The organism is Providencia rustigianii (assembly GCF_900637755.1).
GTDB classification, from domain to species: domain Bacteria; phylum Pseudomonadota; class Gammaproteobacteria; order Enterobacterales; family Enterobacteriaceae; genus Providencia; species Providencia rustigianii.
Genome location: NZ_LR134396.1, coordinates 3,384,249 through 3,408,832, shown reverse-complemented (window position 1 = coordinate 3,408,832; position 24,584 = coordinate 3,384,249). Strand labels below are relative to the sequence as shown.

General features: G+C 41.0%; 22 protein-coding genes. 17 read left to right on the top strand and 5 right to left on the bottom strand.

Annotated elements, in window-relative coordinates:
* Window positions 1-75: 75 nt before the first annotated feature.
* Window positions 76-1,068 carry a substrate-binding domain-containing protein gene (locus EL244_RS15725; RefSeq protein ID WP_039854971.1) on the bottom strand — a complete coding sequence of 331 codons (993 nt, stop codon included), beginning with the start codon at window positions 1,066-1,068 and terminating at the stop codon, window positions 76-78.
* Window positions 1,069-1,300: 232 nt separating this feature from the next.
* Window positions 1,301-2,113: a DeoR/GlpR family DNA-binding transcription regulator gene (locus EL244_RS15720; protein WP_039854815.1), complete on the bottom strand. Its 813-nt coding sequence runs from the start codon at window positions 2,111-2,113 to the stop codon at window positions 1,301-1,303.
* Between the two features lie 458 nt (window positions 2,114-2,571).
* Here EL244_RS15720 and araD point away from each other — a divergent pair, with 458 nt between their 5' ends.
* Together araD and EL244_RS15710 are read left to right on the top strand one after the other, a co-directional pair.
* Entirely contained in the window at window positions 2,572-3,270 is a 699-nt protein-coding gene (gene araD / locus EL244_RS15715; RefSeq protein ID WP_006814390.1) for an L-ribulose-5-phosphate 4-epimerase, read from the top strand.
* 233 nt (window positions 3,271-3,503) lie between these two features.
* Complete coding sequence (locus EL244_RS15710; RefSeq protein ID WP_126462178.1) at window positions 3,504-4,856, top strand: polysaccharide deacetylase family protein; 1,353 nt, start codon at window positions 3,504-3,506, stop codon at window positions 4,854-4,856.
* A 45-nt stretch (window positions 4,857-4,901) separates the two neighbouring features.
* Here EL244_RS15710 and EL244_RS15705 read toward each other — a convergent pair whose 3' ends face one another.
* Window positions 4,902-5,768 (bottom strand): LysR family transcriptional regulator, encoded by an 867-nt coding sequence (locus EL244_RS15705; protein WP_126462891.1) that lies wholly within the window; start codon window positions 5,766-5,768, stop codon window positions 4,902-4,904.
* Window positions 5,769-5,901: 133 nt separating this feature from the next.
* On the opposite strand from EL244_RS15705, the gene EL244_RS15700 reads away from it, so the two are divergent.
* The gene (locus tag EL244_RS15700; RefSeq protein ID WP_126462175.1) at window positions 5,902-7,032 is read left to right on the top strand and encodes an agmatine deiminase family protein; all 1,131 of its coding nucleotides are present in this window, start codon (window positions 5,902-5,904) and stop codon (window positions 7,030-7,032) included.
* A gap of 85 nt (window positions 7,033-7,117) precedes the next feature.
* On the opposite strand, the gene EL244_RS15695 is transcribed toward EL244_RS15700, so the two are convergent.
* Window positions 7,118-8,764: a fumarate hydratase gene (locus EL244_RS15695; protein WP_126462172.1), complete on the bottom strand. Its 1,647-nt coding sequence runs from the start codon at window positions 8,762-8,764 to the stop codon at window positions 7,118-7,120.
* 801 nt (window positions 8,765-9,565) lie between these two features.
* Between EL244_RS15695 and potA the strand changes: the two genes are divergently transcribed.
* The 4 genes from potA (at window position 9,566) to potD (ending at window position 13,492) form a co-directional block, all read left to right on the top strand.
* On the top strand, window positions 9,566-10,675 hold the full coding sequence (gene potA, locus EL244_RS15690) for a spermidine/putrescine ABC transporter ATP-binding protein PotA (RefSeq protein WP_126462169.1): 1,110 nt from the start codon (window positions 9,566-9,568) through the stop codon (window positions 10,673-10,675).
* Window positions 10,662-11,525 (top strand): spermidine/putrescine ABC transporter permease PotB, encoded by an 864-nt coding sequence (gene potB, locus EL244_RS15685; RefSeq protein ID WP_006814385.1) that lies wholly within the window; start codon window positions 10,662-10,664, stop codon window positions 11,523-11,525. Before potA ends, potB begins: the two co-directional genes overlap by 14 nt.
* The gene (gene potC, locus EL244_RS15680; protein WP_126462166.1) at window positions 11,522-12,325 is read left to right on the top strand and encodes a spermidine/putrescine ABC transporter permease PotC; all 804 of its coding nucleotides are present in this window, start codon (window positions 11,522-11,524) and stop codon (window positions 12,323-12,325) included. Before potB ends, potC begins: the two co-directional genes overlap by 4 nt.
* 117 nt (window positions 12,326-12,442) lie before the next feature.
* On the top strand, window positions 12,443-13,492 hold the full coding sequence (gene potD, locus EL244_RS15675) for a spermidine/putrescine ABC transporter substrate-binding protein PotD (RefSeq protein WP_126462163.1): 1,050 nt from the start codon (window positions 12,443-12,445) through the stop codon (window positions 13,490-13,492).
* A gap of 67 nt (window positions 13,493-13,559) precedes the next feature.
* On the opposite strand, the gene EL244_RS15670 is transcribed toward potD, so the two are convergent.
* Complete coding sequence (locus EL244_RS15670; protein WP_126462160.1) at window positions 13,560-14,117, bottom strand: NADPH-dependent FMN reductase; 558 nt, start codon at window positions 14,115-14,117, stop codon at window positions 13,560-13,562.
* A gap of 314 nt (window positions 14,118-14,431) precedes the next feature.
* Here EL244_RS15670 and EL244_RS15665 point away from each other — a divergent pair, with 314 nt between their 5' ends.
* The 10 genes from EL244_RS15665 to cutC all read left to right on the top strand — a co-directional run bounded on the left by EL244_RS15665 (window position 14,432) and on the right by cutC (window position 24,526).
* Window positions 14,432-15,016, top strand: a complete 585-nt coding sequence (locus EL244_RS15665; protein WP_006814381.1) for a TetR/AcrR family transcriptional regulator — start codon at window positions 14,432-14,434, stop codon at window positions 15,014-15,016.
* Window positions 15,017-15,049: 33 nt separating this feature from the next.
* Entirely contained in the window at window positions 15,050-15,883 is an 834-nt protein-coding gene (locus EL244_RS15660; RefSeq protein ID WP_126462157.1) for a transcriptional regulator, read from the top strand.
* Entirely contained in the window at window positions 15,883-16,401 is a 519-nt protein-coding gene (locus EL244_RS15655; protein WP_112837417.1) for a FidL-like protein, read from the top strand. Before EL244_RS15660 ends, EL244_RS15655 begins: the two co-directional genes overlap by 1 nt.
* Before the next feature lie 614 nt (window positions 16,402-17,015).
* Window positions 17,016-17,294: a BMC domain-containing protein gene (locus tag EL244_RS15650; protein ID WP_004249182.1), complete on the top strand. Its 279-nt coding sequence runs from the start codon at window positions 17,016-17,018 to the stop codon at window positions 17,292-17,294.
* A gap of 17 nt (window positions 17,295-17,311) precedes the next feature.
* Window positions 17,312-17,596, top strand: coding sequence for a BMC domain-containing protein (locus EL244_RS15645; RefSeq protein WP_006814377.1), 285 nt, complete (start codon window positions 17,312-17,314; stop codon window positions 17,594-17,596).
* Window positions 17,597-17,611: 15 nt separating this feature from the next.
* The gene (locus EL244_RS15640) at window positions 17,612-17,890 is read left to right on the top strand and encodes a BMC domain-containing protein (protein WP_006658501.1); all 279 of its coding nucleotides are present in this window, start codon (window positions 17,612-17,614) and stop codon (window positions 17,888-17,890) included.
* A gap of 70 nt (window positions 17,891-17,960) precedes the next feature.
* Window positions 17,961-19,607 (top strand): acetaldehyde dehydrogenase (acetylating), encoded by a 1,647-nt coding sequence (locus tag EL244_RS15635; protein WP_126462154.1) that lies wholly within the window; start codon window positions 17,961-17,963, stop codon window positions 19,605-19,607.
* A gap of 26 nt (window positions 19,608-19,633) precedes the next feature.
* Complete coding sequence (locus EL244_RS15630; RefSeq protein WP_006814375.1) at window positions 19,634-19,897, top strand: EutN/CcmL family microcompartment protein; 264 nt, start codon at window positions 19,634-19,636, stop codon at window positions 19,895-19,897.
* Window positions 19,898-19,904: 7 nt separating this feature from the next.
* Window positions 19,905-21,035 carry a 1-propanol dehydrogenase PduQ gene (locus EL244_RS15625; protein WP_126462151.1) on the top strand — a complete coding sequence of 377 codons (1,131 nt, stop codon included), beginning with the start codon at window positions 19,905-19,907 and terminating at the stop codon, window positions 21,033-21,035.
* 59 nt (window positions 21,036-21,094) lie between these two features.
* Window positions 21,095-24,526 (top strand): choline trimethylamine-lyase, encoded by a 3,432-nt coding sequence (gene cutC / locus EL244_RS15620; protein WP_126462148.1) that lies wholly within the window; start codon window positions 21,095-21,097, stop codon window positions 24,524-24,526.
* Window positions 24,527-24,584: the final 58 nt, after the last annotated feature.

The window sequence follows — 24,584 nt, the reverse complement described above, 5'->3', positions numbered from 1 at the left end:
CTGCTCGCGGTAACTCAAATTACGTTAAACAAAAATAAAATTGTTAGCGTATTTTTTATTATTTACTGCGTTGGATTACAGACCGACTTCCACCAATTTTTTGGTATTTTCGATATTTAAGTTCACCGGCTTGTCGCTCAGAATCGTGTTGCCACTGACTTTAATTTCACCCATATCACCGATAGACACGCCGTCTTTGATTTCTTGTCCATTCATCATTGCGGTAGCCACTTGAACAAAGACCTGACCTGCGACTTTCGGGTTAGAGATGTAGCCACCATCAATGGCGCCTTTTTCTAGTAATTTGATACCTTGACCCGGAGTGAATGTACCAAATACACAGGTTTCAGCATTTTTACGGCGTTTATCGATAGCACGACCAGCACCGATTGGACCTTGAGAACCAAATGACATAATGCCTTTTAAGTCTTTATGTTTTGATAGCAGGTCATTCGCGGTGCGCATTGAATCATCAACGGACTCGGCAACGCCAAAGCGGTCATCAACCATCTGCATTTTTGGATAGTGAGCTTTTTGATAAGCAATTGCGGCATCGGCCCATTCATTAACTAATGGTACTGTCAGGCTGCCCACAAACATGGCATATTTACCTTCTTCGCCCATGCACGCCGCCATATCTTTCATATGGTTGGCACCCATGCTTTGGGTATCGAGCAATTCAAAATCCCAATCTGCATTTTTCTGATTTGGCGATTCGTGAGTAATCACTTTGATGCCCGCTTCTTGTGCGCGCTTCAGGACAGGTTCAAGGACTTTGGCATCATTAGGCACGACACCGATAACATCCACTTTCTTGGCAATTAAATCTTCAATAGCACGGACTTGCTCAGCGGGATCCGCGGTGGTTGGTCCGACTTGAAATGCGTTCACACCTAATTTTTGACCTTCTTCTGTGATCCCTTGCTCCATAACATTAAACCAAGGAATACCACCGACTTTTACTACAACGCCCATGGTAAATGGCTTTTGTGCTTTTTGTGATTCAGCCATGGCAATATTGGAAAACAGTGCTGCGCCCATTAAGCAAGGTAAAACTAACTTTTTCATATTCATAGTTATATTCCTTCGAGATGATGAACGTAAATAAGAGCACGCCATCAACATAGGGTTAATGTTATGTCTAATCGGATTTATATAAACAACATCGATTAATCTTTAAATTAATTAATAAATGTTGTAGTGCCTGGTGTCATTCTTATTAATATTTCAGTTTTAACATCAATTAATTTATAGGGTTTTAATACGTTAATTAAAAATAATACTTTTAGTTATATAAATATTATTTATCACATTCAATAATATTTAAATTAGGGAATCGCTGATTAAATCTCTTATCATTAAGCTTATTGGTGATTAATACATTAATATCATTTAAGGTACAAACTTGACTAAACGCATATTTATCTAATTTACTATTGTCAGCCAATAGCACGCGGTTTTCAGATACCTGAACCATAATATTTTTGAGCTTGGAGTTTATTTCGCTACCATCGCGAATACCATTTTCGATATTAAATCCTTGGCACGATAAAAATAAGGTTTTGATTTGAAAGCTACGAATAATACTTTCTGAAATCGGGCCATGAAAATCGTCGTGGCGCTCCGAATACTCTCCGCCAATACCAATTACTCTGACACGATCACGGCAAGCGAGAGCTTGAATTATCTTTACTGAGTTAGTGACCACCGTGATATCAATATCCGGTATTTGTCGGGCTAAAAACCAACAAGTACTGCTGTTATCCATCATGATGCAATCACCAGGTTGAATAAACTTCAGTGCGGCTTTAGCGATTTTCATTTTGGCCTCGGGGTGTTCTTCCGTTCTTTTACGGAAAGACTCCGCACCATCGACCATTTGACCGAGTTTGACTGAAGATGGTAACCCATTCAGTACTGGACTTTCGTCCTGTTCAATTGAAACTGCGCCACCAAAGCTACGAATAATTCTATTTTTTCGCTCAAGGGTGGTTAAATCTCGGCGAATAGTCTCTTGTGAAACTTGACATAATTGAGCTAAATCACGCACTAACGCCGATCCATGCTGAGAAACATGAGAACAAATTATTTTATGGCGTTCAGCTTGTAGCATCTCAAAACTCCTATTCTTTCCATGGTATGCATTGTGCCTGTGTTGATTTTTATTTGTCGTGATTCGACTCATGTAATCCCAGTCAGAAATAAATAAAGAATTTTATAGTTAACCTGATCACTAAATAAATGAAATAAATAAATTCAATTGCATTAATAATGTGATCTGAATTACTGAATTGAGTGATTTACAGCCTTATTTTGGCATGGCGATAAAAATAAAAGCTCAAATTCGGGCATTGCTTTGTGGGGAATTTATTTCCGTTTAAGCCCGATTATGACCGAATGTGGCTGATATTGGGCTGTTTGTTAATTAAATGTAAAGATGCAAGCTTTTTAAATTATCCAAATCTGTTTACCTTAATACCAACGCAGAAATTATTTATCGACAGAAAAGAGAATATAAAATTCCCATCTGTTTGATATTGATATTAAACATTCGCACCTGGGGAGGTAACGATGCTGGAAAAATTAAAACAGCAAGTATTCAACGCGAATTTGGAATTACCCAAACATAACCTCGTGACGTTTACTTGGGGGAATGTCAGTGGGGTTGACCGTGATGCAGGGCTGATGGTGATCAAACCTTCTGGCGTGGATTATGAAACCATGCAAGCGGAAGATATGGTTGTGGTTTCATTGACCACTGGTGAAGTTATTGAAGGTAAATATAAACCGTCTTCTGATACTGATACGCACTTAGCGTTATACCAAGCATTTCCTGAGATCGGTGGAATTGTTCACACTCATTCACGGCATGCCACTATTTGGGCGCAAGCGGGTTTACCTCTTAGTGCATTAGGCACTACCCATGCTGATTACTTTTATGGTGAGATCCCTTGCACCCGTCAAATGACAGAAAGTGAAATTGCGGGTGAATATGAAAGAGAAACTGGCAATGTGATTATTGAAACATTTAAGCAATTAGGAATTTCTGCAAAGGATATTCCAGCGGTACTGGTTCATAGCCATGGACCTTTTGCTTGGGGTAAAGATGCTGATAATGCAGTACACAATGCGGTGGTATTGGAAGAAATTGCCTACATGAACTTATTTACTCGTCAACTGACGCCTAAAATAGGGGATATGCAACAAGAGTTGTTGGATAAACATTATTTACGTAAGCATGGAAAAAATGCCTATTACGGACAAAAATAAATCTCATTTGTTTTATGACTAAACAATTTTGAGTTAATTATCTTTTATTGTTAATGAATTATTAAATTGTTTTCATTTGTTTGAAAGAGTTTTTCTTATTTGTTTATATTCAAAACCACGAAATTTATTTTTGTGGTTTTTTCGTATAAAAATATTTTTAACAGGGTATAGGGTTAAATAGAAAGTCGGTTTAAACTTGGCGAGCATATTTGCTAACCCAGAGTAGAAAGGCAATGTCTAATCGATTACTAACGCTATTTTTTTTCCTATTATTAGGTCCGCTTTCTATTTCTTACGCGGAAGATACCAATGATAACAATGTTGTCATCATTGGCTCAAAAGCGATTAATATTGATAATTGGGAGGTCGTTGACCTACCGCCTAAATTGATTCAGACAAAACAACCTGAGGTTATCTTCGCCCCTATTGCTGGCAAAATGCGCGTCGTTGGAGAGCTAAATCCAGACCACGGCTTTTATGCCTATAATCCCAATGGGAGCTACAATGCATTGCAGTTTGGTAATGATTACGCTTACATAAAAACAGCTCAACTTTCTAATAAAAAACCCCGTAATCTACCTAGTGATGACCGATTAAATGATCTTCAAAACCCAGTTTATGATTACCTCATCACAACACAGAAAACCCCTGTGTATGCGGGAATGAAAGAGAATAGTCCTCAAATAGCTTCTTTATGGGAAGACCTACGTTACCCTGTATTGGCACGGATGATTAATACCGATAATGATGGGGAAAAAACTGCGTGGCTAACCATTCGATTAGGGGATCGCTTGGGCTATATTCGCTTAGATGATGTCTCAATTGATAAAGGCATTCCAATTCTAACCTATCATCATATTCTTGAAGACAGCGAGAATAAAAACTTCCGCCATACTTCAACGACGACATCTGTGGCCGCTTTCCGTGAACAAATGGATTATCTGAAAGAGCAGGGATACCAGACTATTTCTTTAGATGATGTTGAAGGTTATTTGGAGAAAAAAGCGAATTTGCCGGGTAAAGCCGTCGCATTGACCTTTGATGATGGGTTGAAGTCGGTTTACCGTTATGCATTGCCAATATTAAGAAATAATCAGCAGCAAGCGACGTTATTTGTGATCTCTTCAAGAGTCAAAACGAAACCGCAACAATGGAACCCAGATTCCCTGCAATTTATGTGCAAGCAGGAGATCAAAGATAGCCAAGATGTTTTTAATATCCAATCGCATACCCACTTTTTGCATCGCTTAGATAATCGCAATAACCCGATTATTTTTAGCCGTAAAGAGCATACGATAATGTTGGATTTTAAACGTTCAATGAAAGAGTTAGCTAAGTTTGAACCAAATCAACGAGCTCTTGCTTATCCATTTGGCGCTTATAATCAAACGGCAATTCAGGCAGGAAAAGAGGCAGGCTTGCATCTCGCGGTGACGACAATTCAAGGTAAAGTTCGCCTTGGGGATAATCCTTTTGCATTAAAACGTTTGTATGCTTATAGCACCGACCCGATCAGTAAATTTGCCCTGATGGTTGGGAATGGGGAAGAAACCGTCGTGAATAAAAACGTGGTGGTTGATAAATAAGTATTAAAAACCTTGAGCGTGATATGCAAAAGGCTCAAGGTTTTTCTAGCTTTGTGCAGAACATTTTGCCAATTCGGCAACTAGCCATTGGCAAAAATATTGTGTTAGCAGGCTGTTTTCACTGTCTTTATGAATTAGCCATGTCCACTTAGCACCCGCAACGCGCTGCTCAGTGAGTGGGGATAATTGCCCTGTGCTTCGAGCATGTTCGGCAAGTAATTGGCTAACTAATCCGATCCCCAAACCTTGGCAAACTGCATCTAAGAGTAAACTTGGATCAGAAAAATTGAGCCCTTTTGAGGACTGACCAACCGATTCCCCACCACCAATTACCCAGTTGCTCCAATCCATTTCCCGTTCACCGTGTAATGTTAAACGCGACTCAGTGTTTATGAGGTTAGGATGACATGCGGGGTAAAGAGTATCTTGATAAAGCACCTCAAACACACATTCATTTTGTCTCGTGAGATCATCACGGATGGCAATATCAATGGTTTCCGTTTCCATATCCGGCACGTCATAGGTGGTGAATAACCAAATATCAATATCGGGATATTGTTGATGAAATTGCCCTAAACGAGGTAATAGCCAATGACGAGCAAAAGCCGGTGTTGTGTTCACGATTAATTGGTTTGATTTTCGATATTGCTCCAATCGGCGGATGCCTACCGCTAATTGTTTCAATGTATCTTGTGTACTACTGTAAAAATCCTGTCCGGCATCCGTAAGAGTGACACTGCGCCCCTGTCGAATAAACAAAGGTTGTTCGAGATGGCTTTCTAAACTACGGATTTGTTGGCTAATTGCTGATTGGGTGACATGTAATTCCGCTGCTGCTTTATGGAAACTCCCTAAACGAGCAGCTGCCTCAAACCCGCGTAATGCATTTAATGGTGGCCAATATTTCAGCATGCTTGATAAGCTCATCTAATCAGTAGTCCGCTAATTATATCGTTAGTTTTCTGTCTATCAAGGCGGTTAATATATTCCCATCAAAACTAACTGAATAATATTGCTTATCTTAATAAGCGTTAAGGAATTCATCATGGCAACTCGTCGTCAATTTATCCGGCAAGCCTCTGTTATTAGTGCCCTAGGTATTGGGATATCCCTTGGCGTGTCACCGATTGCAATAGGAAAAACGTGGAGTGAAAAAACCGGAATGATGCCAGATGAAGGTGAATTACAGCAGTGTGCTTTTATTGCTTTTGGCGCCCAAAAAGCGATTTGGGGAAATATGACGGCTGGCGTTCAAATGGCGTTAGGCAATATTGCCAGAGCGATTGCTAACTATCAGCCGGTTGTGATTTTTTGTCGAAAAGATGAGCGCCAGTTAGCGGAGGAAATGTGTGGAAGCCATAACACGCGTTTCATTACGACAGAACTTGATGATATTTGGATGCGTGATATTGGTGCCAACTTTGTGGTTAATTCGACAGGAGAATTCGGCGCCGTTGATTTTAATTTCAATGGTTGGGGCAATAAGCAGCAACACCATAAAGATGCCCAACTGGCAAAATTCCAAGCACAAAATTTTGGTGTGAGCAGCCCATTCACCAGCAGCTTAACGGGTGAGGGAGGCGGTATTGAGGTTGATGGTCATGGTACTGGGATGATGACCGAAAGTAGTTGGGTAAATGATAATCGCAACCCTAATTTAACCAGAGATCAAATAGAGGAAGAGCTAAAAAAAGCCTTGGGATTGCGTAAAATTATTTGGTTACCGGGCATTAAAGGAGAAGATATTACGGATGCGCATATTGATTTTTACGCGCGTTTTGTGAAGCCTGGGGTTGTTGTGATGAATTTGGATAACGACCCAGACTCTTTTGATTACGATGTCACACGGGAAAACTTGGCTATTTTAGAAAACGCTACTGATGCTGATGGGCGGAAATTAAAGGTGTATACCATGTCGCCACCGAGTGAGCCGCGCCAAACGCGTTTCAATCAACATAACCCTGATTTTGCGGCAGGTTACATTAATTACTTTGTGATTAATGGCGCCGTTATTGCCCCTGAATTTGGCGATACACAGGCTGATCATGATGCAAAACAGTTACTCGAGGAATTATACCCAGACCGAGATATTGTTATGCTTAATATTGATGCAATAGCCGCAGGTGGTGGCGGTATACATTGTGTTACTCACCAATTACCGGCTAAAGCTATTTGAATATAAAAATTTATATTACAGAAATTGCCTACTTTGATGTGAACAAAGTAGGCGATGATATAAAGCAATTTACCGTATCAGATAACTACTTAACGCATTTATTACAGGCTTCTTTCTGGACAATATCAAAGAAGTTATTGCCTTTGTCATCAACAAGAATAAAGGCGGGTAATCCTTCCACTTCCATTTTCCATACTGCTTCCATACCTAATTCTGGATACTCTAAGCAGTTTAAACTTTTCACAAATTCTTGTGCCAAAATAGCCGCGGAACCGCCGATACTACCTAAATAAAAGCCTCCGTGTTTTTTACAGGAATCTGTTACGGCTTGAGTACGATTTCCTTTTGCTAACATCAGCATACTGCCGCCGTGAGATTGGAACAGATCCACATAAGGATCCATACGGTTACCAGTTGTTGGACCTAATGAACCTGAAACCATCTCTTCGGGTTTTTTGGCAGGACCCGCGTAATAGACCATATGATCTTTAAAATATTGCGGTAACTCTTCGCCATTATCTAAACGTTCTTTCCATTTTGCGTGAGCAATATCGCGACCAATAATCAGGGGACCACTGAGAGAAACACGCGTAGAAACTGGGTGCTTACTTAATTCAGCCAGAATGTCTTTCATTGGACGATTTAAATCGATATGGACGACAGTCCCTTCGGTACTATGGCGCATTGACTCTGGGATATATTGGGCTGGATTGTGTTCCATTTTCTCAATCCAAATCCCATCTTGGTTAATTTTTGCTTTGATATTGCGGTCTGAAGAACAGGAGATTGCCAGCCCAATAGGGCAAGAGCCACCATGGCGAGGTAAGCGAATGACACGTACATCGTGAGCAAAATATTTGCCACCAAATTGAGCACCAAAACCAAAATGACGAGTTGCTTCGAGTAACTCATTTTCCAGTTCGATATCGCGGAAGGCTTGACCGTATTCATTACCGTGAGTCGGCAAATTATCATAATACTTAGTGGATGCCAGTTTGGTGGCTTTGAGTGTTGCTTCTGCCGAGGTTCCACCGATGACAAAGGCAATATGGTATGGCGGGCAAGCTGTCGTGCCTAGATTTTTCATTTTTTCGATTAAAAAGGCTTTCAATCGAGCAGGCTCTAAAATGGTTTTAGTTTCTTGAAATAGTGCCGATTTATTGGCTGAACCTGCACCTTTATTGACCAGTAAGAAATGATATTCATCGCCCTCAGTGGCAAAAATATCGATTTGTGCCGGTAAGTTTGTTCCTGTATTCACTTCGGTATACATATCTAAAGCGGCATTTTGCGAGAAACGCAGGTTTTCTTGTTGGAATGCGTTATAGATACCGCGAGATAGCATCTCTTCATCATTGCAGTCAGTCCATACCTGCTGACCTTTTTTCGCCACAATGGTAGTGGTTCCCGTATCTTGGCAGTTTGGTAAAACTCCTTTTGCGGAAATCTCAGCGTTACGTAGCAACTGTAGAGCAACATATTTGTCATTTTCACTGGCTTCAGGATCATGCAAAATTGCAGCGACTTGCTTTTGATGAGCCGCTCTTAAAAAGAATTGGGAGTCACAAACTGCTTGTTGGGCTAACACGGTTAAGGCTTCTGGCTCAATTTTTAGGATGTTTTTTCCTGCAAACTGTTCAACAGAAACATATTTATCGGTTAATTGATAATATTCAGTTTTATCCTCAGATAATGGATAAGGTTGTTGATAGAAAAACTCTTTATTAGCCATATCACTCACTCACATTTTAATTTTAGCGGAAAATATAAAAAATAATCTCTTTCTAGATTTTTTATTCTGGATAACCCACTTTAAAGGGGTATGAATAATCATTTATATTCGTAATAATCAAAAATTCATAAGAATAATTTAACCATTATATTCAAAGGGATGTGAAAATTAATATGACTTTGGTTAAGGTTTAAGAAGATATAAAAATTCCAATGAAAAGCTTGAAGTTAATCACATAAATAAATTCAAAAATTAGGTTTAACCATTTGTTATTAATGTTATTTACGAAGCCTTAAATTAGTCATTATTCATTGAATTTATCTAAAAGTATTATTGTCGGTTATCAGCGATATTATTCTTTAATTGAGTTTTAGCATTTAGGATATAATTCATGGTGGATTTCGCGAAGTATAAATAGATTTAAATAATTGCTTAGTAAAATATCAAAGTGTAAATAATAAAAATCTCATAACCCACTGAATTAAATATTATTTAATTGCTATTTATTGATTGAGTTATAATGAAGTTTGATAGATTAACACGTCATCATGATAAAAGGGTCTACGGGACTTATTTTTATTATAAATCGCGTTTATTTGTTGTAAATTCATAATGAAAGGCTAACAAAGTGTTGAAAATGGCTTTCAATTTTCATTAACAGTGTTTATCATGCTGAGCTTAATGTTTTTCTAAAATGGCGCTACTGGTTTTGGGCTTCGCTGGGAATTATCCTGGGGGCTTAACAGTCTTTAACGGTGGCGGTTCTATCTGCATTATTCCTAGGGATAGAGTGAAATATAAATGACTGAGACAACCTCTCTCACACCACTCGTAGAATTAAAATCTTTAAATAAAGGTTTTGATGGCAAACAAATTATTTCTGAGCTTGACCTAACTATCCAGAATGGGGAGTTTTTAACTATTCTTGGGCCTTCTGGTTGCGGCAAAACGACAGTTTTACGTCTCATTGCTGGATTAGAAGATGTTGATGATGGTCAAATTATTCTTGATGGTCAGGATATTACAGATATTCCTGCGGAACATCGTTTCGTGAATACTGTATTCCAAAGCTATGCATTATTTCCACATATGACCGTATTTGAAAATGTAGCGTTTGGTTTGCGTATGCAAAAAACGCCAAAAGATGACATTCAAAAACGGGTGGAGCAAGCCTTGCAGATGGTGCAATTGGCTGATTTTGCAGAGCGTATGCCGAATCAACTTTCAGGTGGTCAGCAGCAGCGCGTGGCAATTGCACGTGCGGTGGTGAATCGTCCAAAAGTCCTGTTATTGGATGAATCTTTGTCTGCGCTGGATTATAAACTGCGTAAACAGATGCAAAATGAGCTGAAAGCCTTACAGCGCAAGTTGGGGATCACGTTTATTTTTGTCACCCATGATCAAGAAGAAGCACTGGCAATGTCCGATCGCATTATCGTCATGCGTGACGGAAAAATTGAGCAAGATGGGACGCCTCGTGAAATTTATGAAGAGCCTAAAAACCTGTTTGTAGCTCAATTTATCGGTGAAATTAATATTTTTGATGCAAAAGTATTATATCGCATTGATGAACAACGCATTCGAGCCAATGTTGAAGGCCATGAATGTGATATTTTCACTGATCTTCCTGTGACTGAAGGGCAGCATTTAAACGTGCTATTGCGCCCTGAAGATTTGCGTGTTGAAGAAGTGAATGATGCGGACAATCATCCTGGGCTTATTGGTTATGTGCGTGAACGTAACTATAAAGGGATGACTTTAGACTCCGTGGTTGAGATGGAAGATGGCAAAATTATTATGGTCAGCGAATTCTTCAATGAAGATGATCCTGATGTCGACCACTCCCTTAACCAAAAAGTTGCTGTGACTTGGGTTGAAAGCTGGGAGGTAGTTCTGGATGATCATTCGTAAGCATAAAATTTTACAGAATGTGATTATCACCAGCGTGGTTGCATGGTTGCTGCTATTTGTATTTCTGCCAAATATCATGATTATTGGCACCAGTTTCCTGACTCGCAGTGATAACAATCTAGTAGATTTGATTTTTACTTGGGACAACTATATCCGTTTATCGGATCCGATGTATGCCCAAGTGATGCTACATTCGTTGAATATGGCGCTGATCGCCACATTCTTCTGTTTGGTTATTGGCTACCCCTTCGCCTATATCTTGGCGAAATTACCTAAACGCATCCAACCTTTAATGCTGTTTTTGTTGATCGTACCATTTTGGACAAACTCCCTGATCCGCATTTATGGGTTAAAGGTTTTTTTAAGTACCAAAGGGTATTTAAACGACTTTTTATTGTGGATTGGCATTATTGATAAGCCGATTAAATTGATGTACACCCCTGAAGCGGTGGTGCTCGGCTTAATTTATATCCTGCTACCATTCATGGTCATGCCGCTCTATTCCAGCATAGAGAAACTCGATAAATCCTATTTGGAGGCTGCAAGGGACTTAGGTGCCAGTAAATTGCAAACCTTCGTGAAAATTATCATTCCACTGACGATGCCGGGAATTATTGCAGGTTGCCTGCTCGTGCTGTTACCCGCTATGGGACTGTTCTATGTGGCAGACCTAATGGGAGGAGCGAAAAATCTTCTCATTGGTAACGTAATAAAGAGCCAGTTCTTAAATATTCGTGACTGGCCATTCGGGGCGGCAACCAGTATTTTCCTCACCGTGATGATGGGGCTATTGCTGTATGTGTATTACCGAGCTGCTAAACTTCTGAATAAAAAGGCGTATGAAGAATGATCGGTCGCATATTCCGTGGTGGTTTTATGACCATTATTTACGCGTATCTTTATATTCCAATCATTATTCTGATTGTGAACTCCTTTAACGAATCGCGTTTTGGTATTCAATGGCAGGGCTTTTCCACCAAATGGTATGAGTTACTCAGTAATAATGACAGTTTATTAGAAGCAGCGGGGCACTCCTTAACAATGGCGGTGCTTTCGGCGACATTCGCAACAGTTATCGGCACATTAACCGCCGTTGCATTATTTCGTTACCGTTTTAGAGGGAAACCTTTTGTGGGCGGTATGTTATTTGTGGTGATGATGTCTCCAGATATCGTGATGGCGATATCGTTGCTGGTGCTGTTTATGATCCTCGGTGTTTCCTTGGGGTTTTGGTCACTGCTGTTTTCCCATATTACGTTCTGTCTGCCGTTTGTGGTGGTGACCGTATACGCCAGATTGAAAGATTTTGATGTAAAAATGTTGGAAGCAGCACGGGATCTTGGTGCGGGTGAATTTACTATTTTACGTAAAATTATTTTGCCTTTAGCGCTGCCTGCCATTGTTGCGGGTTGGCTCTTAAGTTTCACGTTATCCATGGATGATGTGGTGGTCTCCTCCTTTGTGACGGGTCCAAGCTATGAAATCTTACCATTGAAAATTTACTCAATGGTTAAAGTGGGGGTTTCCCCTGAAGTGAATGCATTGGCGACAGTCTTGTTGCTGATGTCATTGGTCTTGGTTTGTTTAAGTCAGTGGGTCATGCGTGATAAACACGGCAAAAATGCCGCGACTAAATCATCTAAGCATTAGTTTATAAAATCGAGGGTGTCATTGTGGCACCCAATCTTTTAATGCCATCAGGCAAGAGGGTGGGCTCCAATTGAGCCTATTAGATAGATAAAAGCACTTTGTTGAGGGAAATCAGTGATGAAAAAATGGTCCTATCTGTTAGCCGCAGGGTTAATGGCTGCAAGCATTGGCACGGCAACTGCCGCTGACGATAACAAAGATGTACTGTATTTCTATAACTGGACAGAATATGTTCCCCCCGGTTTATTAGAGCAATTTACCAAGGAAACTGGGATCAAGGTGATTTACTCCACCTACGAATCGAATGAAAGCATGTACACTAAATTGAAGACCTATAAAGAAGGGGCTTATGATTTAGTGGTGCCATCCACGTATTTCATTGCAAAAATGAGCAAGGAAGGCATGCTGCAAAAGGTCGATAAACAAAAGCTTACTAATTTTAAAAACCTCGACCCCAATCTCATCCATAAAGAATTTGACCCAAATAATGACTATTCTGTGCCATATATTTGGGGTGCAACAGGAATTGGAATTAATGGGGATACGGTTGATCCTAGCACGGTGACTTCATGGGCTGACTTCTGGAAACCAGAATATAAAAATAGTTTGCTCATGATGGATGACGGGCGCGAAGTGTTCCAAGTGGCATTAGCGAAGCTAGGTTACTCTGGTAACACCACAGATCCAAAACAGATTGAAGAAGCATACAACGAGCTACAAAAATTACGTCCTAATATTCTTGCATTCAATTCTGATAACCCTGCAACGCCATTTATTGAAGGTGAAGTGGATGTTGGTATGTTATGGAATGGCTCCGCTTTTGTGGCGAGACAAGCAGGCTTACCTATTGAGGTTGTTTGGCCGAAAGAGGGCGGTATTTTCTGGATGGACAGCTTAGCTATTCCTGCGAATGCTAAGAATGTCGAGGGAGCACATAAGCTGATTAACTTCCTATTACGTCCGGAAATAGCGGCACAAGTTGCTGAGTCGATTGGTTATCCAACTCCAAACTTAGCTGCAAAAAAACTGCTGCCAGCGGAAATAGCTAATGACCCATCACTGTACCCAAGTGAAGAGGTGTTGAAAAAAGGTGAATGGCAAAGTGATGTTGGGAATGCCAATGTTCTGTATGAAGAATATTTCCAAAAATTAAAAGCTGGGCGTTAATTCGTATTCAGTTTGTATGAAATTTAAGAGGCATCACTTCATGTGATGCCTTTTTTTATATCTATGATTAATTTACTGAATTGTGGTTCACAAACTTGACGAAGCTATCGACCCAAGGTTGTAAGAAATCTTTACTTTTTGGGGATATATTACCTTGCTCATCAACCATACCCTCATACCATTTTAAATAACATTCTGGTTGATTCATCGTTGGCATATTTAAGAATGCGAGGCTATTACGTAAATGTTGTTGTGCAATAGCGGTACTTATATTACCAATCGAAACCCCGAGAATTCCCGCAGGAATACTATCCCAGGAATTATCACCCCAAGGACGAGAACCTTGGTCAATCGCATTTTTCAAAACACCGGGCATGGAGCGGTTATATTCAGGCGTTGCGAAAATAATCCCATCTGAGGCTTTAATTTGTGCTTTAAAATCAGCCACTACGGCAGGTACACTCTGGTCTGCTTCTTGGTTATAGAGAGGTAGATCTGCAATTTTTATAAATTTAAAAGTGAAATTGGATGGGAATAATTTGGTGATGGCTTTAGCGACTTTTAAGTTATAAGAGTCGGCACGTAAACTACCAATAATCACACCGATATTATACTGATTGGACATAATCAAAACCTCTTTTCATGTTATGTAAATACACACAGTTCAGATGCTTTCTTTGAAAATAGATATTTCTCACATAATTAAACAGTATAACCTTTGGTGCAACAAGACTAAGTTAAATTTAGTTATCAAGAGTAAAAAATAGGAGGTATTTCATTGTTATATTTTTTATATTTTAAAAATAACATTATATTTCTTAGTTTTTAGACAGGGATACTGTGAAGTAAATTACACTATTCGCATTTAATTCACCTCAATATTGTGTTCATTGATACGAGTCAAAATAGAACATACCGACTGGTCGGTATCATCCGTGCATGAATATACTTACGCCCCAAAGAAAAAAAGATCCCATAAAAAGGCAAGAAGAGCTGTTAAAGGCGGCTCGAGTGATTGCTGGTCGGGAAGGCATTGCCGCACTTTCGCTTAATGCGGTCGCAAAAGAAGCGGGTGTCAGTAAGGGTGGGCTATTACATCATTTTCCGAGCAAGCAAGAGCTGATACATGCGCTGTTCATTGAGTTACTCGATATTATGGACACCCGTATCGCGGTGATTATGACGAGTGATATCAATACAAATGGCCGTTTTTCTCGTGCTTATCTGCATTATATCGGAGAACTAAAAGAGTCTGATGAGAGCTTCCAACTTGCATTTCTATCATTAGCGATGCCGATGGAACCCGTCTTACGTAAATGTTGGCGTGACTGGATGCTACAGCATTTAGAAGATGGTGATGAGTTTGATAATAGCTATTTAGGGGCTTTAGTCCGTTATGCGGCAGACGGTTTATGGTTATCCGCCTTAACAGAAGGACCCACACTATCTGAGCAAGAACGAGATGCGATTATCCACCGGCTGACGCAAATCTCTTTTGAAGAAATACCTTTTGTTTCCAAATAGCAATATTACGTCTAGTAATAGAATGAGGCGATAATGAAATATAAGATCAATGCCTTCATTATTTATGATGCTGTTGATGGCACTTTATCTTTAAAAGAAGATGAGGTTGATACTCAATTGTCCATTACAGCCAATGCATTATTGTTTTATTTGATTAAAAGAAAAGGCGTTGTTTCACGTGATGAAGTGCTTAAAGCTGTTTGGGATGATAATGGCTTAGTTTCATCAAATAGTAATTTAAATCAGTATCTCAGTTTATTGAGAAAAACATTTCGTCAGTATGGTATTGAAAACATTATAGTGACTGTTGCCCGAGGCCGTTTAGAATTTAATTCTGAGATATTATTGGAATTAATTGATGAAGAAACATTAAATACAACCCATCTTTTAAATAGCTTAAGTGAGATACAAACGGCTGAAGTTATTCTTACCCCAGCAACAGATCCTACAGAATTAATACCTCAAGAATCACCTAAACCTATTCATCCTCAAAAAAGAGAGATTTGTTGGTATCTTGCGAGTGCCGTATTGTTAGGTTGCTCAATCCTACTTGCCACTATGAATTATTTTTCATCTCAGCCTTCCGCACCTATTAGTTTACCCACATTGGAGCATGCCAGTTGTGATGCATTATCTACAGAGAAAATGATTAATGGTGTCGTTGCCGAGAATTATGAGCAAAACTTTGACAAGGTGCGGAATAACTTAAATCTTGACTGCAAAGACAAGGAACGATTTGTTTTCTTTTATGGCGATAAATTGCAAAAGAACGGTCTAGGGCGTGTATTTCTGGCGCACTGCGCTGCAAATGAGTCTAATCCATTTAGTTATTGTGATAATTATTTCTATTATTCTTGGAAACCATGATGAAAATATCAGGAAAATTATTATGCTTCTTGAGTGCAGCCATTCTTGTGGTCGTGGTTATTTATACACAATCTATCGTGTTATCAAATAAAAATTCAGGCCTTATGGCATGCTCCACTAAAGGGATTATGCGCTTCGAAAATATGAAAGATGAAAATGTGAATGGCAACATTCATTTTAATTTTGGGGCAAATGGTCAGGGATCTATTGTTGTGGAAGGCTATACAACCTCGAAAGCGGGATGGCTTTATTTACAGCGTTACGTCAAATTTAAGTATACAAGTAAACGTATTTCACCAACGGAGCGTCACTATAATATTAGTCAATGGGAAGCCAGTGCATCTTCCATCGACGAATCTCCCAACGTTATTTTCGACTATTTTATGCGAGAAATGTCAGATAGCCACGATGGCTTGTTTATCAATGTCCAGAAGCTAAATGATAAAGCACTACTGCTCAGTTCAATTAATTCACCGTTATTTATTTGCACACCTCAATTGGGGAGTAAGTTTGATTGAATATCTGGGATAACCAGATATAGCCCCAACGTGATGTGCTAGCCACTCATCTGCTCACCTCTCCGGCTTTCTTATCTACCTATCAATAACCAACGAATGGCGCCATTCTCTGAGTGACCATTATCCATATTTATCCGTGTTGCATTTCATCTAATTAGCATGCTTTACGTATATTCCAGCAACATAGTGACGGGATGGGAAGTGAGCAACGCCACACTTATTATTGACCAAATTACCTTCTAGCATCAGCCCAATCATATCTTATTAACAATTAACCCTATAAATCATCAGTGTATTTTTCTTTCTTTTTCTTATGCCATATAGATACGTGAATTTTTTATTTTTTTAGCATGATTAAATAAATCAAAGGCTAAATGTTGATAAATTTAAGTTTTATGTTCTAAGTATCTTCATTTTGCGGATTTATATTTTGTTTTATTTTTTGAGGGATATAGTGATTTTGACGCCAAAAAGCTGCGTTCAATTAATCACCGCGCAGACTCAATTGGCACAAATGTTTACCCACATTTAAGGGACATAAACCTTTTTAAATATGGCTCTTGATTTTTGAGGGTAGAGAAAAATGTAACAACGTCTTCCTGGAGGAAACAACAATGGGTGATGCATTAGGACTTATTGAAACTAAAGGTTTGGTGGCTTGTATCGAAGCAGCTGATGCAATGTGTAAAGCCGCTAACGTTGAACTCATCGGTTATGAAAATGTGGGTTCAGGCCTCGTGACTGCGATGGTGAAAGGTGATGTTGGCGCAGTAAAAGCGGCAGTAGATTCTGGTGTTGAATCGGCACAGCGTGTTGGTGAAGTGGTGACTTCGTTAGTCATCGCCCGTCCACATAACGATATCAACAAAATCGTGATTAAGCATAAAGCATAGCTTTTTCGGGGGAATAGATGGGTGATGCATTAGGTCTTATCGAAACACAAGGGTTAGTCGCTTGTATTGAAGCTGCCGATTCAATGTGTAAAGCCGCCAATGTAGTGCTGATTGGCTATGAAAATGTGGGATCCGGTTTAGTGACTGCGATGGTGAAAGGGGATGTTGGCGCGGTTAAAGCCGCCGTGGATTCTGGTGTTGAATCTGCCTCTCGGATTGGCACCGTCGTGACATCTTTGGTGATTGCTCGCCCTCATAGCGACATCCAGAAAATCGTATCTCAATATAAAGTTTCAGAATAAACAGGAAATATTCTTATGAAAGAAGCACTTGGACTAATCGAAACGAAAGGATTGGTAGCGTGTATTGAAGCTGCTGATGCGATGTGCAAAGCCGCGAATGTTGAGTTAATTGGCTATGAAAATGTGGGGTCTGGATTGGTGACCGCCATGGTGAAAGGTGATGTAGGGGCCGTCAATGCAGCAGTTGAATCCGGTGTTGAAGCGGCTAAACGTGTTGGCACAGTAGTGACTTCACGCGTGATTGCAAGACCACACAATGATATTGGCAAAATTGCACAGCAGCATAAAGCCTAATCATTGATAAATTAAATATAAAACAACAAGTTAATAAGTTTAATCTTTTGACTCCGGTACGGGGGAAGACATGGTTGCATTAGATAAAGATCTGCAATCCAGACAACTGGCTAGAGAGCTGGTTAGAAATGCGAAACAAGCACAAAAAATCTTTGCGACTTTTTCGCAGGAAAAAATCGACAGTATTGTTCAACACATTGCGACAGAATCTGCACGTCATGCAGAGGAGTTGGCAAAAATGGCACATGAAGAAACGGGTTTCGGGAAGTGGCAAGATAAAGTCCTGAAAAATACCTTCGCTTCTGTGCGTGTGTATGAACATATTAAAGATTTGAAAACCATTGGCATCATCAATGATGACAAGATCAAAAAAGTCATGGATGTGGGTGTTCCGTTAGGCGTGATCACGGCATTAGTGCCTTCCACTAACCCAACCTCAACCATTATCTATAAAACATTGATTGCCCTGAAAGCGGGTAATGCGATTGTCTTCTCCCCTCATCCCAATGCAAAGGCCTGTAGTTTTAGAGCGCTCGATATCGTTAAAAAAGCTGCACTTGAAGCAGGTGCGCCAGCGGGTATTGTCGATGGCGTCACTATGCTCACATTGGAAGCAACCAAAGAGTTAATGCATAGCAAAGATGTTTCTTTGATTCTGGCAACCGGAGGAGAAGGCATGGTACGCGCAGCTTATGCATCCGGAACACCGACTATCAGCGGCGGTCCTGGCAATGGTCCTGCTTTTATTGAACGTAGTGCAGATATCAAAAAAGCCGTCAGTGACATTATTACCAGCAAGACGTTTGATAACGGTGTGATTTGTGCTTCTGAGCAGTCCATTATTGTTGAACGCTGTATCTATAACGATGTTCACCGTGAATTGCTGGCTCAGGGTGCTTACTTCATGAATGAAGAAGAAGCGAAGCGCATGGCATCAATGTTACTCAGAGCGAATGGCACCATTAACCCTGAAATCGTGGGTAAAGATGCGATTACATTGAGTCAGCGAGCTGGATTTAGCGTACCCGCGAATACGCGCGTATTGATTGCACTGCAAGATACCGTTTCACCTAAAAATCCCTATTCTCGTGAAAAATTGTGCCCAATCTTAGGGATGTATATCGAAGAAGATTGGCGTTCAGCATGCCATCGTGTGGTCGACCTACTGACCAACGAAGGTTTAGGACATACTTTGGTGATCCACACGCAAAATGAAGATGTTATTCGTCAATTTGCCCTCGAAAAACCGGTTAACCGCATCTTAATTAATACCCCAGCAGCCTTAGGGGGGATTGGTGCAACCACCAACATTACACCTGCACTGACATTAGGTTGTGGCGCGGTGGGTGGCGGATCTAGCTCAGATAACGTCGGTCCAATGAATTTACTCAATATCCGTAAAGTCGGTTATGGGGTGCGTTCAATTGAAGATTTAAGACAACCATCATCGACGAATCCCCTATGTTACACAGCACAACCCGTGGTAGCTGCGCATTCTAGCCCGACTCAAGTGAGTATTCTGGATGATGAACGTTTCCGTCAACCGCAGGCTGCGGGCATTCAACAGGGTTCTATCAGCAATAATCCTGCGGATGATCGATTCGGTAATACCGGAAGCCACGCGGCTGTTGCTGAAACGGTTGCGGCGCAAGGGGATATCACGGAAGAGAATGTTGAGCAGATTATTAAGGCCGTTCTCGGGCGCCTGAATAAGTAATTCATTGAGATAAGGCGGGATAAATCATGATTTTGGCAAAGGTAATCGGGCATGTTGTCGCAACGCAGAAATGCCAAGAACTGAGCGGCAGTAATTTATTGATGGTCACGGCGCTTGGGGATGACCTGAATCCGTTGAAGGACAGAACGTATGTGGCAGTGGACAGTGTTGGTGCGGGCATCAATGACATTGTTCTTGTCGAAGAATACCTTGCTTTGAATAAAGACAAATACAAAGCCATGTCCGTGGTTGCCATTGTTGAAAAAGTGTATCGAGACGGTAGGGAGTAAATAACGCATGAACCAGTTTTTGATTAAACCAAAAGTGCAATTCGGTACGAATGCTTTGGATTATTTATCACAAATCAACGCACATCATGCCTTTATCGTGACCGATAAAGCGATGGTGAAATTTGGGTTAGCCGACGAGGTGACTCGCCGATTATTCCAACAGGGTATCTCATTTTCTCTGTATGACGATGTGGTGCCCGATCCAGAAATTTCATCCATCGTAAAGGGCATGAAAATCATGGATAGCCAATATCCTGATTTAGTGATTGCGCTGGGTGGTGGTTCGGTGATTGATGCTGCAAAAGCGGTTATTTACTCCCTATGGCATACCCGCCAAGACAGTCATAGAGCTAAACCTCATTTTGTGGCTATTCCGACAACTAGCGGAACAGGCTCTGAAGTCACGTCTTTTTCAGTGATTAAATCACACTCAGAAAAACTGGTATTAGTTGACGAATTCATGCTGCCGGATGTGGCGATTTTAGATCCGATATTAGTGAAATCAGTACCAGCAGCAATTACCGCCGATACAGGAATGGATGTGCTATGCCATGCCCTTGAAGCTTATGTTTCACGCAGTGCGTCTGATTTTTCTGATGCATTGGCAGAAAAAGCGGTTCAGCTGGTTTTTGCTCATCTGATTGAGTGTTACCGAGATGGCAATCATTTAGTTGCTCGCGAAAAAATGCATAACGCATCCTGTATTGCGGGAATGGCATTTACCAATGCTTCACTTGGGATCACCCATAGTTTAGCTCATGCATTAGGCGGTGTTTTCCATATTCCACACGGTCGCGCAAATGCTTTATTAATGGCACAAGTCGTTGCTTTTAACTCAGATTTAGACGGTTGTTGTGACACGGATGCGGCGAAGCGTTACGCCTCACTGGCAAAAAAATTAAATTTACCCGCATCAACAGTTCGAGAAGGCGTTGAAAGCTTAATTGTCGCGATCAACGTACTCAAAGATGAAATGAATATACCGAAAGGTATCCATGCTACAGGCATCAATGAAACTGAGTTTAATACCCGTTTAAGAGAAATGGTTGGACAAGCATTGCGTGATAGTTGCACTCCAACGAATCCACGGGACGTCAATGAAAAGCAGCTAGAAGTACTGTACAGACAGTCTTTTTAATAGTTAACGCTGTTTATGTGAAAAATAACGAACTAGAAAGAACATCAGGAGAGGCTAACATGGCCAAATATGCTTTGACCCCACGTGTAAAAACACTGGCTGAACGTTTAAGTACTCGTAATTGCTCAATTATTACCGAACGTGCGAATATCCTTGAAACGGTAAGAAACCAATTAACTGGCGCCCCGCAATCCATCAAACCTGCTCAGCGTTTTTATGAGTTTATTCGCAGTTTTCCCGCTTTTATTGCTCAAGATGAATTGATTATTGGTAGCCAATCTTCAACGCCTCGCGGAGCTATTTTTCATACCGAAGATGAAGTGCATAGCCAGAGTATCTATGAGTTTCTAGCGGGTGATAGTGCCATTGCTGCACCGGATTATTTAGTGGTACTGAATGTAGGTTTTGCGGAAATTAAAAACCAGCTCGAAAATCGTGTCAGAAACATTGGTAGCGCCGTGAGCCGCAACAGTATCGATGAAGCAAACAACTGTAGAGCTGCGATTTATGCTTGTGATGCGGCTATCCATTTTGCTCAATCATTAGCACTCAGAGCTGAAAACTTAGCGGCAGCTGAAGCGAATCCGTATCGCCGCGCAGAGCTACAAGAGAGTGCCGACATTTTACGTAATGTGCCTGCTAAGCCAGCTCAAACTTTCAAAGAAGCCTGCCAAGCTTTCTACCTATTGCAACTGATTTTACATCTGGAAAATGGTAGCTATGCAGTGAATCCAATGGGCTTCGATAAAGCGGTTTATCCATTCTACCAGCGCGATATTGAGCAAGGCCGTTTAACACCAACTCAGGCGTATGAAATTGTTGAAAGTTTATGGCTAAAATTGGCCGAGCTTTCTGAAGTTCGTGCGACTCGTGCCATTGATGGTTATCCGATGTTCGATGCATTAAAAGGCGGTATTTATCTTAATGATCCGCAAGTGTGTATCAATGAACTCTCAGCAATGCTGCTGTCCGCCCATGAAAATATCAGTGGAATTAACGGTGGATTAAAAGTGCGTTTATATTGTGGGCAAGCTAGCGCTCAGCCTCAATATTCTTCACCATCTGCTAACTATGTTGCTCCGTCTGCTCAGCAGGAGACGGAATTTAAAGTCATGGAAGGGTTAACACCTCGCTTACAGCGTTTGCGTAATCATTATTTACAAGCGCGTCCAAGTGTTTCCATTTATCGCGCACTGGCATTCACTGAGGTGGTGAAAAATAACCCTGGCTTACCACCGATTTTATTGCGAGCGAAAGCATTCCGCCGCGCTTGTGAAACTGCGCCGATCCTTATCCAGCCTGAAGAGTTGATCGTGGGGCATCCATGCGGGAAAGCACGTGCTGGCGCATTCTCGCCAGATATCGCATGGCGTTGGGTTGTGGATGAGTTAGATACCATGAGTACCCGCCCTCAAGATCCATTTGTGATCTCTGAAGAAGATAAAAAAGTCATTCGTGAAGAAATCGCGCCATTCTGGGAAGGCCGTTCTCTGGATGAAATCTGTGAAGCGCAATACCGTGAAGCCGGTGTTTGGGAGTTCAGTGGTGAAACCTTTGTCAGTGACTTGTCTTATCACCAAATCAATGGTGGCGGGGATACCTGTCCGGGCTATGACGTTTTACTGTTCACCAAAGGGATGAACGGAATTAAAGCCGATGCTCAAGCGAAACTCGCTGAATTAGATATGCAAAATCCTGATGACATTGACCGTATTTATTTCTACAAGGCTTCAATCGAAACCTGTGAAGGGGTCGTAGCTTATGCTCATCGCATCGCTGAACATGCTCGCGAACTGGCTTCTCAAGAGAAAGACCCTAAACGTCGTGAAGAGTTACTGACCATCGCGCAAGTCAATGAAAATGTGCCAGCGAACCCACCGAAAACATTACAAGAAGCGCTGCAAAGTGTCTGGACTGTGGAATCGTTGTTTGAAATTGAAGAGAACCAAACAGGATTGTCACTGGGGCGCTTAGACCAATATTGCTTCCCGATGTATGAGAACGATATCAAATCGGGCAATTTAACTCAGGATCAAGCATTAGAGCTGCTTCAGGCATTTATCATCAAATGTGCTGAATTGATGTGGATGTCCAGCGAGTTAGGCGCAAAATATTTCGCAGGTTACCAGCCGTTTATCAACTTAACCGTCGGTGGTCAAAAACGTTCTGGTGGCGATGCTTGTAACGATTTAACGTACTTGATTATGGACGCTGTACGTTTCGTTAAAGTTTATCAACCTTCATTAGCATGCCGTATTCATAACCAATCGCCTCAGAAATACATGGAAAAAATCGTCGATGTAGTGAAAGCCGGTATGGGATTCCCTGCGTGCCACTTCGATGATTCCCATATCAAAATGATGCTGCGTAAAGGCTTTGATTTTGAAGATGCGCGCGACTATTGCTTAATGGGCTGTGTGGAACCACAAAAATCAGGTCGTATTTATCAGTGGACATCAACGGGTTACACCCAGTGGCCTATAGCGATTGAATTTGTTCTAAATCGTGGCCGGATGGTGCTGTTCGATAGCCACCAAGGTTTGGATACGGGTGATTTACGTAACTTAAAAACATTCGAAGATTTCGATAATGCCGTGAAAGCACAGATAGCACACATTATTCGTCTTTCTGCGATTGGTACCGTAATTAGCCAGCGAGTTCACCGTGATGTTGCACCAAAACCCTTGATGTCTTTGTTGGTGGAAGGCTGTATGGAGAAAGGGAAAGATGTCGCCGCTGGTGGCGCGATGGTTAACCATGGTCCAGGGCTGATTTTCTCTGGTCTAGCGACCTACGTTGACTCCATGGCGGCGATCCGCAAATTGGTTTATGAAGAGGGGCGCTATACCTTAGAGCAAGTGCGTGATGGTTTATTGGCAAACTTTGAGGGTTACGAAGAGTTACGCCGTGATTGCCTAAATGCGCCGAAATTCGGTAACGATGACAATTATGTTGACCAATATGCACTGGATATTACGGAGTGGACTGAGCGCGAATGCCGCAAGTACGACATGCTGTATTCCACATTAAGTCACGGAACGTTATCCATATCCAACAATACCCCAATTGGCGAATTGACGGCGGCAACGGCAAATGGTCGTTTAGCATGGATGCCTCTGTCAGATGGGATCAGCCCAACGCAAGGTGCTGATAAACAAGGTCCAACCGCAATCATTAAATCCATCAGTAAGATGAACGTCGAAACCATGAACATCGGTATGGTGCATAACTTTAAGTTCTTGAAAGGCTTATTGGATACGCCTGAAGGTCGCAATGGGTTAATTACCCTATTAAGAACCGCATCCATTTTGGGTAATGGTCAAATGCAATTTAGTTATGTTGATAACGAAATGCTGAAAAAAGCCCAGCAAGAACCAGAGAAATATCGCGACTTAATCGTTCGCGTTGCGGGATACAGCGCTTACTTCGTTGAATTATGTAAAGAGGTTCAGGACGAAATCATCAGCCGTACAGTGATTGAAAAATTCTAAGCCTAATATTGGCAGGTATAGCGTTATACCTGCCAATACATAATAAAAACAACAAGTT

Coding starts and splice junctions, on each gene's coding strand:
- potD (WP_126462163.1), top strand. CDS start 12,443: ATGAAAAAATGGTCCTATCTGTTAGCCGCAGGGTTAATGGCTGCAAGC.
- EL244_RS15645 (WP_006814377.1), top strand. CDS start 17,312: ATGGGTGATGCATTAGGTCTTATCGAAACACAAGGGTTAGTCGCTTGT.
- EL244_RS15635 (WP_126462154.1), top strand. CDS start 17,961: ATGGTTGCATTAGATAAAGATCTGCAATCCAGACAACTGGCTAGAGAG.
- EL244_RS15695 (WP_126462172.1), bottom strand. CDS start 8,764: ATGGCTAATAAAGAGTTTTTCTATCAACAACCTTATCCATTATCTGAG.
- potA (WP_126462169.1), top strand. CDS start 9,566: ATGACTGAGACAACCTCTCTCACACCACTCGTAGAATTAAAATCTTTA.
- EL244_RS15700 (WP_126462175.1), top strand. CDS start 5,902: ATGGCAACTCGTCGTCAATTTATCCGGCAAGCCTCTGTTATTAGTGCC.
- EL244_RS15625 (WP_126462151.1), top strand. CDS start 19,905: ATGAACCAGTTTTTGATTAAACCAAAAGTGCAATTCGGTACGAATGCT.
- EL244_RS15705 (WP_126462891.1), bottom strand. CDS start 5,768: ATGCTGAAATATTGGCCACCATTAAATGCATTACGCGGGTTTGAGGCA.
- araD (WP_006814390.1), top strand. CDS start 2,572: ATGCTGGAAAAATTAAAACAGCAAGTATTCAACGCGAATTTGGAATTA.
- EL244_RS15655 (WP_112837417.1), top strand. CDS start 15,883: ATGAAAATATCAGGAAAATTATTATGCTTCTTGAGTGCAGCCATTCTT.
- EL244_RS15665 (WP_006814381.1), top strand. CDS start 14,432: ATGAATATACTTACGCCCCAAAGAAAAAAAGATCCCATAAAAAGGCAA.
- EL244_RS15725 (WP_039854971.1), bottom strand. CDS start 1,068: ATGAAAAAGTTAGTTTTACCTTGCTTAATGGGCGCAGCACTGTTTTCC.
- potB (WP_006814385.1), top strand. CDS start 10,662: ATGATCATTCGTAAGCATAAAATTTTACAGAATGTGATTATCACCAGC.
- EL244_RS15660 (WP_126462157.1), top strand. CDS start 15,050: ATGAAATATAAGATCAATGCCTTCATTATTTATGATGCTGTTGATGGC.
- EL244_RS15720 (WP_039854815.1), bottom strand. CDS start 2,113: ATGCTACAAGCTGAACGCCATAAAATAATTTGTTCTCATGTTTCTCAG.
- EL244_RS15650 (WP_004249182.1), top strand. CDS start 17,016: ATGGGTGATGCATTAGGACTTATTGAAACTAAAGGTTTGGTGGCTTGT.
- EL244_RS15710 (WP_126462178.1), top strand. CDS start 3,504: ATGTCTAATCGATTACTAACGCTATTTTTTTTCCTATTATTAGGTCCG.
- EL244_RS15670 (WP_126462160.1), bottom strand. CDS start 14,117: ATGTCCAATCAGTATAATATCGGTGTGATTATTGGTAGTTTACGTGCC.
- EL244_RS15640 (WP_006658501.1), top strand. CDS start 17,612: ATGAAAGAAGCACTTGGACTAATCGAAACGAAAGGATTGGTAGCGTGT.
- EL244_RS15630 (WP_006814375.1), top strand. CDS start 19,634: ATGATTTTGGCAAAGGTAATCGGGCATGTTGTCGCAACGCAGAAATGC.
- potC (WP_126462166.1), top strand. CDS start 11,522: ATGATCGGTCGCATATTCCGTGGTGGTTTTATGACCATTATTTACGCG.
- cutC (WP_126462148.1), top strand. CDS start 21,095: ATGGCCAAATATGCTTTGACCCCACGTGTAAAAACACTGGCTGAACGT.